Here is an 18,592-nt window from a genome sequence, read left to right on the forward strand (position 1 = left end):
GATAATAAGAGAACGCATAGTAAAATTAAAGAATTATCTCATATTTCTTTCTCATTCTACTTTTGCTTAGTTAGTACAAAAACTACTGTAAAATTATATTTATTTTGCACGTCTTACTTGAATATGTGCTAGCAACCCTAATGTTGAACTATCACGATTATCCGCTTTACTTTCTCCACGAAGAATTGGTAGTAACTCATTTGCTAATTCTTTACCAAGTTCAACACCCCATTGATCAAATGAATTAATATTCATTAAAATCCCTTCAACAAAAGTACGATGTTCATAAAGCGCAATAAGACGACCGAGTGCAAAAGGTGTTAATAAATCCTGAACCAGCGTAATGCTGGGACGGTTTCCTTTAAAACTTCTATGAAGAGCTAAATAACCTGCTTCACGTTCATCAACTCCATTTTTTATCAAGATATGCTGAGCATCTTCAATACTACGCCCCTTCATCAAGGCTTTTGACTGTGCTAAACAGTTTGCTAGCAACATCTCATACATAGAATGTAAATTTTTCTCATGCCCTTTTATAAATAAAATAAATTCTACAGGAATAACATCTGTTCCTTGATGCAGAAGCTGAAAAAAAGCATGTTGACTATTTGTGCCTGAATCACCCCAAACAATTGGACCACTTGAAAAACTTAATGGTTTTCCATCCAGCGAGACTTGCTTACCATTTGATTCCATATCAAGCTGTTGTAAATAAGCTGGAAAATGTATTAAACGCTGCGCATAGGGAATAATAGAGCGTGATGAATAACCACAAATAACACGATGCCAAAACCCTAAAAGAGCAAAACGAATAGGAATATTTTTATGCAAAGGCATGGTTTTAAAATGTTGGTCCATTTGCAAAGCACCATTGAGAAATTGGCGAAAATTTCGACCACCTATTGCAAACATCACAACAAGCCCAATGGCTGACCAAATTGAATAACGCCCTCCAACCCAATTCCAAAATTTAAAAACTCTTGTCGAATCTATGCCAAATTCTGCCACTTTATCAAGCGCACTCGAAACAGCAACAAAATGCGTGCAAATGGCTTCTTCTCCTAAATGTGAACAAATCCACTGACGTGCAACTTGAGCATTTACCATTGTTTCAGCCGTTGTAAAAGTTTTAGAAGCAATGACAAACAGCGTTGTTGCTGGATTCAAAATAGAGAGAGTATCAGAAATATGAGCACTGTCAGCGTTAGAAACAAAATGACAACGTGGACCATCATGATAAGGTTTTAAAGCATATGTAACCATTGCAGGACCAAGATCAGATCCACCAATACCAATGTTTACAATATCACTTATTCTCTCTCCATTGCTTCCCTTGTAGCTTCCATCACGTACCTTTTCAGAAAATCTTTCCATATCTTCAAGAACATCTTGAATATCGCGAATAAGATCATGGCCATCCAACATGAAAATTTCGTCAGCAGGTAAACGTAATGCAATATGAAGAACCGAGCGTTTTTCAGTTGTATTAATCGCTTGACCAGAAAACATTGCATCACGCCGTCCTAACACATCTGCTGCAACAGCTAAATCATCTAAAAGTTGCAATGTTTTAAATGTTACCCCACATTTTGAAAAATCGAAAAGAAGATCATCAAGTCTGAGAGAAAAATGGGAAAAACGCTGTTCATCTGCTAAAAAATGTCGACGAATATCATAGACCCCATCCTTTGCGGCATGGCTCCTTAAAGCATTTAATGCGGCTTCAAAAGCCTTTTCATTTCGAATCGAAAAGCTATCTCCCATAAGCTTATCCTATACAGTTATTGACAATGAAATCTATGCCCAAACAATAACAAAGCAGAAAGCATCTCCTTTATTGCTCCCTATCTTTACTGTTCACATAAAAACTAAGGAATATAAAAGTAAAAAATAAGATTTGAAGATGATATTTTTACAAGAATAAACTTTTAAATCTTTTCCACTCGATACATCATTTAACTTTATTGAGTTCTTTTGTTAATAATATAGCTTCTTCTGCTTTTGGTCTTATAAAACGCCCTAAAAAAAGATAAACAACCGGTGTAACATAAAGCGTAAAAATAGTTGCTAAACCTAAACCACCAACGATAACCCAACCTAAAGCTATACGCGCTTCTGCGCCAGCACCTTTGGCTAAAACCAAAGGAATACCTCCTAAAATGGCACAAATCATTGTCATGCAAACTGGACGAAGGCGAATGTTTGCTGCTTCTTCTACGGCTTCACGCACGCTTCTTCCCTGATCACGTAATTGATCTGCAAATTCAACAATAAGAATACCATTTTTCGCCATAACGCCAATTAACAAAATTAATCCAATTTGGCTGTAAATATTCAGACTCACACCACTCAATAGCATAGCAATTACAGCACAACCAATCCCTAATGGGACAGTGGCCATGATAATAAATCCTGAAATAAAGCTTTCAAACTGAGCTGCCAAAATCAATAAAATAATCAAAAAGGCAATGCCAAAAACAATCATAAAACCGGAGGATGTTTCATTAAGCGTTTCAGCTTCCCCTAAGGGAACTATATAGGTCCCTTTCGATAACAAAGGAGAAGCAATTTTCTGTACCGTTTGGTAAGCTTCCCCTAAAGCAATACCTGGAGCAAGATTTGCGCTTAAAATAACAGCACTCATGCGTTTTTCCCGTTTTAATTGGGGAGAGATAGCTTTTTCATGTAAACGTGCAATAACCGATAAAGGAACATATCGATTGTCTTTGGTCTTTAAAAAAATGTTTTCTAAATCACTAGGACTCTTCATAGAATTTTTACGCGACATCAATTTAACATCGTAAGAATGATCATCCACGTTAATGGAACCAATCTTTTTACCATCCAACATTGCTTGTAATGTATCGCCCAAATTGGTGATATCAATCCCTAAATCGGAGGCTTTTTTTCGATTGATTTCAATGAAAAATTGCGGTTGTGTTGCATCAACAGTAAGACGTGGGCGAATAAAACGCGGATCATCTTGTAAAGTACTCACCAGCTTATCAGCAATGGGTTGTAATGTTGCATAATCATTGCCAAGAATTGCAAATTGTAATCCTTGCCCAGTTCCTCTCACACCCAGAGAATTTCCCTGCGCAGCAAACACAAAAACTGCGGGAAACTGTTTAACCTTTTCATTAATATCTTTCACGATTTCTTGCTGACTCCGTAAACGTTTATCCCAAGACGAAAGCAATAAAATCAAAAAAGCAGTATTGGGTGAACCACCAGCACCCGCAATAGAGTAACTGTTAGCAATCTCCCCTGCATCACGTAATGGCTGTAGACTTGCTTCAATTTGCTCTACTTGCTCGTTCAAATATTGTGTTGAAATACCTTGTGGTCCATTAATAACCAAAAAGATCACAGCTCTGTCTTCTGCTGGCGTTAATTCCTGTTGTAGCTTCGTATAGCCTCCAACACAAAGACCCGCAAAAATAAGTGAAGCAAAAACAACAGCCCAAGGCTTTTCTAAACACTTATGCAAACTGTAAGTATATGCCTTATGAAAAAAAGTACCTAATTTATATAAAAAAGCAAAATGATGGGACTCTTCCTCTTTCTCCTCAATATGTTCTTTGAGAAAACGCGAAGCCAACATGGGACAAAGCGTTAAGGCAACAACTGAAGAAAGCAAAATAGAAATTGCCAAAACAAAACCAAATTCTCTAAAAAGACCTCCAACTTGCCCAGGAAGAAAGGAAATAGGAACAAACACAGCCACTAAAGTCAATGTTGTTGCTAAAACAGCAAAAAATACTTCACGTGTTCCTATCACCGCCGCAGCCCTAGACCCTAAACCCATGTTGCGCCACCGAACAATATTCTCAAGAACAACAATAGCATCATCCACAACAAGCCCTGTTGCTAAAACAAGTCCTAAAAATGTGAGAATATTTAATGAAAATCCTACAAGATAAATAGCTGCAATGGTACCAATCAAAGCGACAGGAAGAGATACAGCAGGTATCAGCGTTACACGAATGTCTCTGAGAAAAAGAAAAATGACCAAGATAACACTCAAAATAGCAATAACCAACGCAACTTCAACCTCATGAAGAGCGCTTTTAATAAAAACTGCATCGTCATTAATAACGTCTATATGTACAGAAGAAGGAACAATACTTTTGAGATTATCAACAACGGTTCTCACTCCTTCAGAAATATTAAGAGTGTTGGATTGTGCTTTACGCACAATTCCTAATCCAATACCTGTCTTTCCATTGATACGGAGAATAACCTTTTCTATATCCGGCGATAAAGTGACATGCGCAACATCACCAAGATGTACATGAGGTTTTAAAACAACTTGTTCAAAAGATTCTGGTGTTGTTAAACGTGCAGTAGCACGCACAACTAAATTTTGCGTAGAATTGCGTAATGATCCTACTGGCACATCCGTTGTCATATCAGCAAGAACACGAGAAACATCTGCTACGGTTAATCCATAACTTGCAAGTTTTGCTTGATCTATATCAATCTGAAAAATCTTTGTGCGAGCGCTATCAACCTGTACATCACCAACACCATCAACAGCGGAAATTGCATCAACAATCTGATCGTCTACAATCGTGGTTAAATCATCAACACTCATTGTTGGTGACGTCACAACCAAATACATCATGGCAGCAGCATTGGAATCTGCTTTAATAATCAAAGGCGAATCCGCATCTTTCGGTAAAGTATACGTAATGCGAGACAGGGCATCACGAATATCAGATGCTGCAACATTCAAATCAACACCAACATTAAAATTAATCTGCACACGGGAGCGCCCAAAAGAAGACGTTGAAGAAATCGTCTTAACACCTGAAACACGAGAAACAGCATCTTCTATAATTTTTGTAACTTCACGATCAATTGTTTCTGCCGACGCACCAGAAAACACCGTCACAATCGTTGTTACGGGAGTATCAACATCAGGTAATTCTCTTACATCAACATTTAACCATGCTGCAAATCCTGCAATGATGATCATAGCATTTAAAACAAAAGTAAAAACCGGTCTGCGAATAAATAAGGTAATGAGACCACCTTGCTCGACCTGTGACATCGGCTGTTTTGTGCTCAATTCTTGGCTCATTGTATATCCGTTCCGTAAACTGCTGGTAATTGCTGTTGATGAGACTTTGGATCATCAATCGTTACTTTACTTCCTGGATAAAGCATTTGTACTCCTTGAATGACAACTTGATCACCATTTTCTAGGGGTGCTTTTACGAAAACTTGATCTGCTTTATGCTGAATAATTGATACGGGTATAGCCTCTACTTTCCCTTCTCTCACACGCCAAACGAATGACCCTTTACTGTTCCATTGAACCGCAAGAGGATTAACGACAGGGAAAGAACCACTATGAAATTGCAAGGCAACAGAAAAAGACATACCAGACATAAGCGTATCTTTTTCATTATTAATTTCAACCTGAGCATGAAGTGTGCGACTTTCTGGATCAACGATATTATCAATCGCATAAATATGACCAACAAAAGATTTGTCTGGCTGCGCAGTTAATGTTGCCGTTACCTCATCTCCTTTATGGATGCGCGACACATATCGTTCAGGAGCCCATATGTCGACCAAAATACGTTCTCTATTCTCAATACGGCCTATTACAGTATTAAGGGTCACGTTATTCCCCGCATCAACAGGCAAAATACCAACAACCCCAGGAATCGGTGCACGAATTGTTCGCCGATCGAGATCTAATTCAGCATTACGCAAAACTAAATTTGCATTATCCAACTCTAAGCGTGCTGTAATTTCTTGAACTTCTGTTGCTGTATTGCTAGCACGTAATTTAAGAATGCGCGAAAGCGTTAACGCATTATTATCACGTTGTACTTTTGCTTTTGCAGCCGCTATTTCCTCTTTTTTAGAATCAAGCTTTGCAATCACATCACCTACTTGTACTTTTGTACCAGCTGACACAAAAAGCTTATCAATAACACCTGGAGATAAAGGGGTGAGCTCGACTTCTGCAAGTGCTTGTCCACTCCCTAGAACGTTAAGTTGTTCATAAAAATCTTGATTTTTTACAAGATCAACGACAACCTTTACCGGTGGTTTTCTCATTTTTCCATTTGAATCTTTATACGATACTCTTGTTTTATCCACCATAGAAATGGGTTGGTCTGCACTCTTTTTTCCAACCCAATAAGTAACCGTTAAAACAACGATTAAAAACACTAATGGAAAGATCTTTTTTAATAACGCCATACATCCGCCCTTGCTGTGTCATGTTCATCTGAAATAGTTTTCAACAGTAATATCGGCGTTTTACACAAAAACCCAACAGCGGGTGTATATATCTTACCCCACCGCAAAAAACACATCTCATCTCTGCTTGACTATCTTTCATAGATTAAAACGTCAAGTTAACTATCGTTCATATTGCTTTGTATGGTCATGACAAAAAAATGTTCATATCAAAACCAACTGAAGCCATAATATATTATATCCTTTTTTAAAATATATCATAAAAAAAAGAGATTTTTTTTATGACGACTCAAGTTTCACTTGCATTTCTTTAATGAAACGATTAGGAACCCTTTGTCTTAGACAATGTAAAAAATTGAAATGTATGCACCCGTAGCTCAGCTGGATAGAGCACCAGACTACGAATCTGGGGGTCAGGAGTTCGAATCTCTTCGGGTGCGCCATCTATCAATATCTTACTTATCATCTATCAATATCTTACTTATAAAGTCAGACTTTTTAAATTCTTTATTTTGTGATCTATTATTTTGTATTTTGTTATTTCATTCTGTTGTGGGGCGTTTCTTTAGCCATTTTGCTAGAATAAAATGTTATGAGTCCTTCAATTCAGCTCTAAGGTGCTTTTATTAGCTTATAATCGTAGCGATTACATGAGTAGCGTATGTTGTTGTTTTCTTTTTTCAATCTATGCGCTTGTTTTTGGTCTCTTCCGGATTATACTCTCTACTCAGTTAGGTAATTTTTACGTGCTTATTTCTAATTGTTCCATAACTGAATGTTTCTAGATATTTTATTCCTAGCAGTCCCATCTTAAGAGGGATTTCAGATGTGCCGCCATAAATTCCGGTTTACCACCATGTGAAGCTTTTTCAGTGTGTTGTTGGAAAGAATAAATAAACTACTTCTCGAACATACTACTATGAAACACTTATGGTATCCATTAATATCATCAGCATTTGTTGCAAACCAAAGCTTCTTTTCGCAATATTTTTAATTGAATTAAACGTATTTTTACTGCTTAAAGGCAAAAAGATTCTTTTTCCTAAAAAACAATAAAACTCTTCTTGTGCTTCTTTAGCATTATCTCTTGCATGGCATATCATCGATTTCTATGATATCTTAATATTTTTCTGTTCTCTATGAATTTTTCTAATTAATCCATGGGTACAGATTTCAAACATTAATAAAAGCTGAATTTAAAGAATTTTTCCATGCCTAAAACTGATATTGAAATTGCTCGCACTGCTAAAAAGCAACATATTATTGAAATTGCACAAAAAATTGGTATCTCACATGAAAATCTCATTCCCTATGGCCATGATAAAGCTAAAATTTCTTCTGAATACATAAAATCGCTTAATAAAAATCCAGATGGTAAACTTATCCTTGTCACAGCTATCAATCCCACACCTGCCGGAGAAGGCAAAACAACAACAACAGTTGGACTAAGTGATGCTCTTAATCTTATTGGTAAAAAAACAATAGCTACCTTGAGAGAACCATCTTTAGGTCCCTGTTTTGGTGTAAAAGGCGGTGCTGCTGGTGGTGGTTATGCGCAAGTCATTCCAATGGATGACCTTAATTTACATTTTACCGGTGATTTTCATGCTATTACAGCTGCTCATAATCTTCTTGCCGCAATGATAGATAATCATCTTTATTGGGGAAATACTCTAAACATTGATCCACGTCGCATTGTTTGGAAACGCGTTCTTGATATGAATGATCGTGCATTGCGCGATATTGTCATTTCATTAGGGGGCATAACAAATGGTTTTCCACGCCAAACAGGTTTTGATATTACTGTTGCATCAGAAATTATGGCGCTTCTTTGTCTCTCTGAAAATTTAGAAAACCTTACACAAAGACTCAAGAAAATTATTGTTGCTTATCGTTATGATAAAACGCCCATCACCGTTGCTGATCTTAATGCAGAAGGTGCAATGGCAGTTCTTCTAAAAGATGCTATACAACCCAATCTCGTACAGACAATTGAAAATAACCCTGTTCTCGTTCATGGAGGACCTTTTGCTAATATTGCTCATGGCTGCAACTCAGTTATAGCAACAAAAACTGCTTTAAAACTCGCTGATTATGTTGTCACAGAAGCAGGATTTGGAGCCGATCTTGGAGCAGAAAAGTTTTTCGACATCAAATGTCGGCAAGCAGGTATTGTACCAAATGCTACCGTGATCGTCGCAACTATTCGTGCATTAAAAATGAATGGTGGTGTGGATAAAAATAACCTGACAGAAGAAAATATCACCGCTTTAGAAAAAGGAGCAGCTAATCTTTTACGACACATAAAAAATATGAAGCACTACGGTATTCCTTGTGTTGTGGCTATCAATCATTTTGACAGCGATCGCGATGCCGAAATAAAAACATTACAGAAAATAGTTGCAACAACTGGACACAAAGCTATTATCTGTAAGCATTGGGAACAAGGTGGGAAAGGCGCTATAGAACTTGCACAAGAACTCGTTACCTTGATTGAAGAAAAAAAATCTCATTTTAAGATTCTCTATCAAGATGATATTCCCCTCGTTCAAAAAATTAATTGTATTATAACAAAGCTATACGGTGGGCGTGGCGCCATTATCTCAGCCCCTATTCTCAAACAACTTGAATCTTGGGAAAAAGAAGGTTTTGGCGCCTACCCTATTTGTATGGCAAAAACACCTTATTCTTTTTCTGCTGATCCCAAGCAATATGGTGCGCCTGTTGATTTTGAAATTCCCGTACGAGAAATTCGTCTCTGTGCGGGAGCCGGCTTTATCGTTGTCATTTGCGGAGATGTTATGACCATGCCTGGACTACCCCATTATCCCACGGCTGAAAAAATTCATCTTGATGAAAATGATCAAATACAAGGACTTTCATGAGTTTATAATCATGAACTCTATCATTCATTATAAAAAGCATTTTATTACAAAAAAAATAGAATTTTTAAAAGCGATATAGACAAATGTCTTATTTATATGATATAAGCGCTTGTTCTTTTGGATATGCCTTTAAAAGGACGTAGATTTTTCTATTATTTGTGACACTGAAAAAAGCAGGATAAATAGTGCAAGTACTCGTTCGTGATAATAATGTTGATCAAGCGCTCCGCGCGTTGAAGAAAAAGATGCAGCGTGAAGGTATCTTCCGTGAAATGAAAATGCGTAGTTATTATGAGAAGCCATCTGAGAGGCGTGCTCGTGAAAAAGCTGAGGCTATTCGTCGTACACGTAAGCTTGCTCGTAAGCGTGCACAAAGAGAAGGTTTTGTTAGTAACGGACGAACTGTTGCAGTGAAGTAATATGCTTTTGTGTATGCGTTATCAAAATGGCATGAATTGTAGTGTAAATAGGCTATCAGAAATTTTGTACTTATAGAATATTGTAAATGAGTTTTTCTCATAAGGCGTGTGTTATAGTATTTAGAATTATCTGAGCATAATGGGTGTTTTGGGTCTATAAATGCAGTGATTTTTACTCCACTCTTCGGCATTTCAAGCACTGCATAACAAGCTGCAGTTCGGTTCTTTAAATCGACTTATTGCTGTACAAAATTAAGGAGAGAGTACTGGATATTTTGTAATGGCATTTTGCTATAGTTTTTCATCTCTCAAATAGCTCTTTCTTATGTACCGCTCACGTGCTGGTTTTCTTTTTTTCTATTAAAATATTCTGCATCTTTCGAAAATTCTAGATTATATTGCAAAGCACAAATCACTATTGCAATATGCGATTATGTATGTGTAGAGATATGATATCAAATACATAATCCTCGTTCCCTTCACTTATATAACGAAATGATTCCATAATTTTCGATATCTTTTGATTTTATCCCTTTACAAAGGGAAGAATTTTAACCACTGCATTACAGCTTGGTTTTTCTTGATAAATTTCTTCCCCTCATCAATTATGTTATTCACCTCATAGCGTATCGAGCAAACCTTCCCCTGAATATTTCATTTAATTTTCTTTTTCTCTAACTCAGTATAAAAGAAAATTGACAATAAACAAAGAAACCACTGTGATTTTAATATGTGTGAATATGTGCCTTATCTTATCATTTTTTATGAAAATATTTTTACAATTTAAATAACGATTAAAATGTATAACATATTGATTTATTATTATAAATAAGCGTTTTTCATATTAAATAATAACTATGAATACCGTAAAGCTCTCATCATACACCCTCTCATATTGAATCAATCAAGATTATCTTCTTGTACATCATAAGCGGGATTCGTATGCAAATAGAATAAAAGCTATTTAAGAAAAAACAAAAAGGCTTCTTATGAACACCATAAATAATAGGAACTGCATAACATTGAAAGCTGGTAAATAGAACGATGGAGCCAGCTTATCTACCATACGAATAAGGATTATCATGGCATAAAATTATAATGTAGCAAATTTTATAAAGTGGATTATCACGAAAAAGTATCCTGTTAGCCCTTCATATATCAATCTACTCTACAATGCTGCTCATATTTTTACGCTTAACTGTTTTTATTTACCGTATTATTTTGTTCATTCAAAACTCTTTTCAAGCCACACAATAATCCCTTTACTGAACAGCTCTTTGTTCATAATATGCATACATGCACTTTTACTTCGAGAAACAAACTTAGAAAAGAGATGCAATACTTTAGCCCTAATTTCCTGTACACTTTACTGTTTTATCACGCGCACAGCTACATAAAAATCCAATGTTTATTTATATCTACCCCCTCATAAACAAGATAAGCACTAAGAAATACAAACCTTTTGTTTTCCTTATTTTGATATTTTTGTAGCAATTTTTTCATCGTTTAGATCTCTTTAACGAGCAGTGTGTCATACTTTTTATCAGTTTCCAGTCTTATCTTTCAGATTTTAAATTTCCAATATATGATGAAATAAAGGAGTTCGGTGTGCAAAGTTCTCGTTGGTTTCGCGTTTCAATACTCGCATCATGTATCTTAATAGCAACAGTCATTGTATTAGTTTCACCTCATTTGTTGCATGCACAAACATTTAATCAAAATTTAGGGCCCAGTGGTTTACCACTTCCGCGATTTGCTTCGATTAAACCTACCCGTGTTAATGTACGCGTCGGACCAGGAAGCAACTATTCTATCATTTTTACCTACCAAAAGAAGGGGTTACCTATTGAAATCATCCAAGAATATGATCAATGGCGCAAAATTCGTGATGCAGAAGGCGATGAGGGGTGGGTGTATCAATCGCTTTTATCGGGAAAGCGAACTGCTATAACTATTCCATGGCAAAAAGATAAAACAAAAAGGCTGATGCTACGAAAAAAACCCACCGACAACGCAGAACTTGTGGCGGAAGTAGAACCTAACGTCATTGGTAATATCCGCCAATGTGATGGACAATGGTGCGAACTAAACATTAATAATACACGCGGATGGCTTCAACAACCCCAGTTATGGGGAATCTATCCTGATGAAAAAGTAAAAGGCTGGTGAATGCTCAAACTCAACAAGTTTAATTTTTATTCCTCATTGAATATCCTCACTGCCTATCACAAGATTGATTTTTTGGTTTCAATCGCACGATTAAATCAATATGTGAAATTTCCATACCTTCTGGTGGCTTAGGCAAATTTCTAATAATGGGAGCTTCTTCCAAATTATAAGGAATATCAAGAATACGATTTTCGCCTTCTATATAAAAATGGTAGTGATCAGAGGTATTGGTATCAAACCAAGTTTTTGAGCCTTCTACGGCAATAATCCGTAATAATCCCGCTTCCGTAAATTGATGAAGTGTATTATAAACCGTTGCTAAAGACACAGGTACACCTGCCCTCACCGCTTCCTCATAGAGCTCTTCAGCAGTAATATGACGATTTCCTTGAGAAAAAATCATATGTGCAAGTTCCAACCGCTGACGTGTTGGACGCAGACCATTTTGACGCAAACGTTTTTCTAACATAGAAATGGAATAATATTGCACAACTTTTCTACACTCTTTTGTGGACTGTTGCTCTTCATTCATATCTAAATTGTCTGCACTCACTGACATATTACAAACTCAAATATATTCCTGCTAAATAAGATCAAAATACAAAAAAATGGGAATAGTATGGTGTAATCTTGTATTCCATTTTTAAATAATTACCTATGTAGAATACATAAAAAAAGGCTTTTGTCATTAAAAATGATATAAAACCATTTCCCTCTCTTTAAAATTTGCTCTAAAAGTAGGTTGGGAAAAGCGCAGAAATTAAAGATATATGCAAATAAATGGAGTAACAATGGCTGAACAAAAGTCTCGCTACACGTATGAAGAGCTTCTAAGCTGCGCTCGCGGCGAAATGTTTGGTAGAGGTAATGCGCAATTGCCAGCACCGCCAATGTTGATGATTCATCGAATCACTCAAATTAGTGAAACTGGAGGTAAATACGATAAAGGAATGGTTCGCGCCGAATTTGACATTACACCAGACATGTGGTTCTTTAATTGTCACTTTATAGGCGATCCCGTTATGCCAGGATGTCTCGGACTGGATGGTATGTGGCAATTAACAGGTTTTTTTCTTGGTTGGCTAAACGAACCAGGAAAAGGGAGAGCGATATCAACAGGTGAAGTAAAGTTATCAGGGATGGTAACTCCACAAACCAAAATTCTTGAATATGAAATAGATTTTAAGCGTATTCGACGTGGAAATTTAGTCTTAGGAATAGCTGATGGGTGGCTAAAAGCAGATGGAGAGACTATTTATAAGGCAAACGATTTACGCGTTGCTTTATTCAAAGAAGATTGAACATTGTTTCCATCAGAAAAAACTTTTCACTATTCTGTATGGAACGAGGAGGTATGAATGCGTCGAGTTGTTGTAACCGGAATGGGAATTGTCTCCGCAATTGGAAATAATCCTGGAGCTGTTTTAACTAGTTTACGTGAAGCAAAATCCGGAATTTCTTACGCACCTCAATATGCTGAATTAGGCTTTCGTAGCAGAGTTTATGGCAAACCTGATATTAATATAGAAGAACTCGTAGATCGACGTGCTCTCCGTTTTCATGGGCGTGGAACAGCATGGAATCACATCGCTATGGATCAAGCAATTGCTGATGCAGGTCTAGAACCGCATGAAGTATCGAACGAACACACGGGTATTATTATGGGTTCTGGAGGTGCTTCAACACATGCAATCGTAGAAGCTGCTGACATTACACGCCAAAAAGGTCCAAAACGTATTGGACCTTTTGTTGTCCCTAAAGCGATGAGTTCTACAGCATCTGCAACATTAGCAACTTTCTTTAAAATAAAAGGGATCAATTATTCAATCTCTTCAGCTTGTGCTACCTCCAATCATTGTATTGGTAATGCTTACGAAATAATTCAATATGGTAAACAGAAGCGCATCTTTGCTGGTGGCTGCGAAGATTTGGATTGGACACTCTCTGTTTTATTCGATGCCATGGGCGCTATGTCCAGCAGATATAATGACACCCCTCACAAAGCTTCACGCGCTTATGATGTTAATCGTGATGGTTTTGTCATTGCTGGAGGGGCTGGCGTTTTAGTTCTTGAAGATTTAGAACTTGCTAAAGCACGTGGTGCAAAAATCTACGGAGAAATCGTTGGATACGGTGCAACATCCGATGGACATGATATGGTTGCCCCATCAGGAGAGGGAGCAGAACGATGCATGCGCATGGCCCTTGCAACAGTCAATAATAAAATTGATTATATCAATCCCCATGCGACAGCAACTCCTGTTGGTGACCCTCCTGAGATAAAAGCTATCCGTCGTGTCTTTGGAGCTGGTGATCAATGCCCCCCTATTTCCGCTACCAAATCTCTAACAGGACATTCCCTGGGAGCAGCAGGTGTTCACGAAGCAATCTATACATTGTTAATGATGAATCATAATTTTATTTGTGAAAGTGCCCATATTGAAGAACTTGATCCAGCTTTTGCTGATATGCCTATCGTTCGTGAACGACGTGATCATCAACAACTGAATACCGTATTGTCAAATACTTTTGGCTTTGGCGGTACCAATGCAACGCTTGTTTTCCAACGTTATGTATAAACAAAAGTTCTTAGTAATTGAAAAAAGTACGGTCTTACGGAGAATAATATGAAAGGTTTGATGGAGGGCAAACGCGGCCTTATTATGGGAATTGCGAATGACCATTCAATTGCTTGGGGCATTGCCTGTCAGCTCGCACAAGCAGGAGCTGAATTAGCGTTGACTTATCAAGGAAATGCTTTTGGAAAACGTGTTCATCCCCTAGCAGATAAACTTGGTTGCAAATTAGTGCTAGAGTGTGACGTTGAGAAAAGTGAAAATATTGATTACGTCTTTGAACAACTTGAAAAAGAATGGAAAACAATTGATTTTATTGTCCATGCCATTGGTTTTTCAGATAAAAATCAGCTAAAAGGGCGTTACGTTGATGTCACAACACGTGAAAACTTTCAACGCACGATGGTTATTTCAGCTTATTCCTTTACTGAAATTGCCCAGCGCGCGGGTAAACTTATGCCCAATGGAGGAACACTTTTAACTCTTACCTATGGTGCTTCACAGCAAGTTGTGCCTAATTATAACATCATGGGTGTTGCTAAAGCAGCTTTAGAAGCTATGGTACGTTATTTAGCAGCGGACTTTGGTCCTCAAAATATCCGCGTCAATGCAATTTCCGCTGGTCCTGTTAGAACCTTAGCAGGTAATGGTATTGCAGCTGCACGGGCAATATTTTCACATCAACGCCGTAATGCCCCATTACGTCGTACCGTGAATATTCATGAAATTGGAAAATCTGCTCTTTATCTACTCTCTGACTTATCATCAGGTGTTACAGGTGAAATCCATTATGTTGATTCAGGCTATAACATCATGTCTATGCCAATACTTGAAGAACTAAAAAAAAGTGACGATTCCCAAGAAGGATAATTTTTATTTCATTGCACTAAAAAATAAAATCAATCATGTACATAGTGCTTTAGTCGGGTATTGAGTACGTTCTCAACTATATAAAGTGTATTGACTTATAATAATATGACGTAAGGCATATGTGCAAATGTTTGTAAGAATAAGTGAACACAAAACCAGATGTACTATGCCTTGTTTCGCAAAATATTTTATAAAAGCCGGAATATTTCTTCAATCCATGGTTGATAAAGTGTGTATTTATGACGTTATTTACCTTACTAAAGCATACGCTTTTGCCATTGTTTATAAATCAATATCCAACCCTCATGCCACCCCAGTTTGAAACAGAGATTAGAGAATTATTAAAACCCTTAGTTTCAGCTTTTGTATAGCAAATTGAAAAAAATATTCCTACCGTTTGATTTATTCTTGAAACGCAAATACAATCTAATTTAGGAAGAATATGAAGGCGTAAAGAAATCAATCATTAATCTTACTATTATTCTTTAATGAGGCTTTACGATTTTAAAAGCATCTATATCAATGTTTTTTTAATAATGGAGGTTACGCTTTACCTCACACCTTTATTTTTCTCATTCTTTAATGAAAGCATTTCTCTAATGTATCAGTTAAAATAGAACGCCTAAAAATACTATAGCTGTTGCTCTTTCATGCATTTTTTTTAAAGATATCTCTCAATGCACGCCATTCCATTTCACAATGGTACCTGTAAAACATATAAAAATCCCTGTGAAGTACATAAAATCCTTTTTTCACCACCATTTTAATGTTTATACAGATGACAAACTGACACTGTCATTTTACTTGCCATGTTCTAATGTTGAAACAACCCTTGACACTTGAGATGATTCATTAGAAGTATTTTTAATAATTTTTATCCACATACTAACCCGCTTGTGACAAGCAAACACATATTTTTAATTAACTCAATACAAAAATAAAATGAATTATTCATATAAATCAATTTTTTATCTTTATAATCACATTATTTTTCAGCTTAAATGACAGCCACAAACAAGTACAATAATATTTTTTTCAATCTTAGACTTTCAAAGTTATAATTCCAAAAATCATTTCTTGCATATAAAAAACAAAATTGACATGTGAGAGAATAAAAGGCTTAAATATCTCTACTGAACAGCTTCAAGTGCCAAGAGCTGTCTCAACATTGGGAGGTGTAATGATGCTCGTCTTCCTCCTTCATAAACGTAAAGATGGGGATGCGCACAATAGCTTTATCGTTACACTATTCACGGTCACCGTCGCAAATTGGACTTGGGAATTTTAAGAGAGGTCTCTTTAAAACAAGCACGTGAGTATGCAACAGCAATCGTGTTTTTTTGGCGTTCTATTTTACCTGATACATCAGAGAAATGCTTTCATTAGAAAATGAGAAAATAAAGGTGTGAGATAATCTCCATTATTTAAAAGATATTGCTTTAAGATAGCATAAAACTGAATTTAAAAATGATTGTAGAAATGGGAACTGATTTTCAGCTTTAAAATTTCATCTTCTTCCCAAATTAGATTGTCTTCTTGTTTTAAAAAATTACAAAAACAGAGATTCACAATATCCCTTCCCCAATATTCTTAGCTTATACGTTACATAAATAAGATGCTTCTACCTAATGAGTCTTGTATTATTCTGTTTGCAAATATCATTGTGAGATGAATTTAAGAGACAATAAAAGTATCTTGTTCATTACATTACATAAACATGTGTAAGTGGAAACGATAATTTATCTTAAAAGAGATAGCTCTTAGACAAAAGCAAAAACTTTTATATTTCAGCCATGTTTCATAAAGAATCGAATGATATGAATCTATAATTTGCTGGAATATGACTGCCTTATACAACCATTAATACAATCTATTTTATATGTCTATCATAGCATGTTTCTATTTTTTACGATTGGAATTATTAATAAACAGGATATCATTGTATTTCGTCCTTGAGGGCGCGGCCTAGTAATGTGTTTGCCGCTTCAGTTATGTTTTTACCACAATAGAGAATTTGATAAATTTGTTCTACAATGGGCATTTCTACCCCAATACGCTGCGCCAACGTATGTACTTCCTTGGTATTTAAGTATCCTTCCACAACCTGACCAATTTGTTTTTCTGCTTCTTTTATATCTATTCCTTTACCAAGAAGTATTCCAAAACGGCGATTACGCGACTGATTATCAGTACATGTCAAAACCAGATCACCTAAGCCTGTCATTCCCATAAATGTGGCAAGCTCAGCACCCATAGCCCCCCCTAAACGACTGATTTCAGCTAGTCCTCGTGTGATAAGAGCTATTCGTGCATTTGCCCCAAAACCTATGCCATCTGATATTCCTGCACCAATAGCAATAACATTTTTGACTGCCCCCCCTAATTGAACACCAATCATATCTGAACTTTTATAAACTCTAAAACTTTTGTCACAATGAAAAAGTTGCTGCAATTCTTTACCAAACTCAACATCAGAAGCTGCTATCGTCATTGCAGTAGGCCAACCAATAGCTAGTTCTTGAGCAAAAGTTGGTCCAGAAAAAACAGCTAAAGGAATTTTTTCACCTAAAATCTCACGAGCAACCTCTTGTAAGAAACGTCCAGTCCCATGTTCTAAACCTTTTGTAGCCCAAATAACGCGTGAATGCTGATCTAAATAAGGCTGAATATTATACAAGACTTGATGAAATACATGGCTTGGAACAGCGATTAATATATTGTGACTTGCCGTTATTGCAATTTCAAGGGAAGCTTCAAGTAATAAATTTTCAGGAAATTGAATATCGGGTAAATATACTTGATTACAACGTTGTTCCTGTAATTCTTTGATATGTTGAGGACTATATCCCCAAAGTAAAACATTATGACCATTACGGGCAAGAGCTATCGCTAATGCAGTACCAAAAGAACCAGCACCTATAACTGTCATTGCAACGGTTTTCATTAAATTTTCTAATTATTCTCTAAATTTTTGATTTCAATTGCATATTATTATTACAAATAATTTTAATGCTATCTTTAATATAAATTCTTTAAATCTAAAAATATTACTGCTTCATAGCTTTTTTATCTCACACAATATAAAAACTTGTTGCGCACATTCTCTTTCTTTGTAGTAAAATTTTACAAACATCACTTTTTGTATATTCTACAGATAGCTATTTGTCTCAAAAATTAAAGATTGACTAAATACCCCACAGACTTTCTCTTTTAAATTAAAAGTATATTCAAAATAATAATACTCATTCCACTGATATCTTGTACTTATCTCCTGCTTTATATCCTACGAATTTCTTCTACGGAGCTGATACATGCCGCATCATCTCCGTAGATATTTCTAACAACTACTCCACAGGAAACTGCTGCGTATTTTGATCTTGCCCCATGGGCATTTCTGAACCAGGTGCTTGATCTACAGGAGTTTGCGTACTTAGACCCTGCCCCATGGGCA

At 36.3% G+C, this 18,592-nt stretch carries 11 protein-coding genes and 1 tRNA gene; 7 read left to right on the top strand and 5 right to left on the bottom strand.

The window, feature by feature from the left end; genetic code table 11:
* Positions 1-99: 99 nt before the first annotated feature.
* From pgi to ACFIO3_RS02095, 3 genes are all read right to left on the bottom strand, one after another.
* Positions 100-1,764, bottom strand: coding sequence for a glucose-6-phosphate isomerase (pgi, locus tag ACFIO3_RS02085; RefSeq protein WP_375695875.1), 1,665 nt, complete (start codon positions 1,762-1,764; stop codon positions 100-102).
* A gap of 187 nt (positions 1,765-1,951) precedes the next feature.
* Entirely contained in the window at positions 1,952-5,086 is a 3,135-nt protein-coding gene (locus tag ACFIO3_RS02090; RefSeq protein WP_375606201.1) for an efflux RND transporter permease subunit, read from the bottom strand.
* A complete protein-coding gene (locus tag ACFIO3_RS02095) occupies positions 5,083-6,222 on the bottom strand; it encodes an efflux RND transporter periplasmic adaptor subunit (RefSeq protein WP_375606200.1) in 1,140 nt (379 codons plus the stop codon). Before ACFIO3_RS02095 ends, ACFIO3_RS02090 begins: the two co-directional genes overlap by 4 nt.
* Before the next feature lie 366 nt (positions 6,223-6,588).
* On the opposite strand from ACFIO3_RS02095, the gene ACFIO3_RS02100 reads away from it, so the two are divergent.
* The 4 genes from ACFIO3_RS02100 (at position 6,589) to ACFIO3_RS02115 (ending at position 11,695) form a co-directional block, all read left to right on the top strand.
* A tRNA-Arg gene (locus ACFIO3_RS02100) sits at positions 6,589-6,665 on the top strand.
* Between the two features lie 768 nt (positions 6,666-7,433).
* Positions 7,434-9,107 (top strand): formate--tetrahydrofolate ligase, encoded by a 1,674-nt coding sequence (locus ACFIO3_RS02105; RefSeq protein ID WP_375607842.1) that lies wholly within the window; start codon positions 7,434-7,436, stop codon positions 9,105-9,107.
* Between the two features lie 185 nt (positions 9,108-9,292).
* Positions 9,293-9,526, top strand: coding sequence for a 30S ribosomal protein S21 (gene rpsU, locus ACFIO3_RS02110; protein ID WP_273717519.1), 234 nt, complete (start codon positions 9,293-9,295; stop codon positions 9,524-9,526).
* A gap of 1,608 nt (positions 9,527-11,134) precedes the next feature.
* Positions 11,135-11,695, top strand: coding sequence for an SH3 domain-containing protein (locus tag ACFIO3_RS02115; RefSeq protein ID WP_375606198.1), 561 nt, complete (start codon positions 11,135-11,137; stop codon positions 11,693-11,695).
* A gap of 46 nt (positions 11,696-11,741) precedes the next feature.
* Here the strand turns inward: ACFIO3_RS02115 and irrA are convergent, their stop codons facing one another.
* The gene (irrA, locus tag ACFIO3_RS02120; RefSeq protein ID WP_375696813.1) at positions 11,742-12,254 is read right to left on the bottom strand and encodes an iron response transcriptional regulator IrrA; all 513 of its coding nucleotides are present in this window, start codon (positions 12,252-12,254) and stop codon (positions 11,742-11,744) included.
* Positions 12,255-12,486: 232 nt separating this feature from the next.
* Here irrA and fabA point away from each other — a divergent pair, with 232 nt between their 5' ends.
* From fabA to fabI, 3 genes are read left to right on the top strand one after another with little or no spacing between them, the layout of a single operon-like run.
* On the top strand, positions 12,487-12,996 hold the full coding sequence (gene fabA / locus ACFIO3_RS02125) for a 3-hydroxyacyl-[acyl-carrier-protein] dehydratase FabA (protein WP_375606196.1): 510 nt from the start codon (positions 12,487-12,489) through the stop codon (positions 12,994-12,996).
* Between the two features lie 57 nt (positions 12,997-13,053).
* On the top strand, positions 13,054-14,274 hold the full coding sequence (fabB, locus tag ACFIO3_RS02130) for a beta-ketoacyl-ACP synthase I (protein WP_375704070.1): 1,221 nt from the start codon (positions 13,054-13,056) through the stop codon (positions 14,272-14,274).
* A 48-nt stretch (positions 14,275-14,322) separates the two neighbouring features.
* A complete protein-coding gene (gene fabI / locus ACFIO3_RS02135) occupies positions 14,323-15,141 on the top strand; it encodes an enoyl-ACP reductase FabI (RefSeq protein WP_375606194.1) in 819 nt (272 codons plus the stop codon).
* 1,936 nt (positions 15,142-17,077) lie between these two features.
* On the opposite strand, the gene gpsA is transcribed toward fabI, so the two are convergent.
* Complete coding sequence (gpsA, locus tag ACFIO3_RS02140) at positions 17,078-18,085, bottom strand: NAD(P)H-dependent glycerol-3-phosphate dehydrogenase (RefSeq protein WP_375606193.1); 1,008 nt, start codon at positions 18,083-18,085, stop codon at positions 17,078-17,080.
* Positions 18,086-18,592: the final 507 nt, after the last annotated feature.

The sequence above is a fragment of the Bartonella sp. AD328YNZD genome (assembly GCF_042196425.1).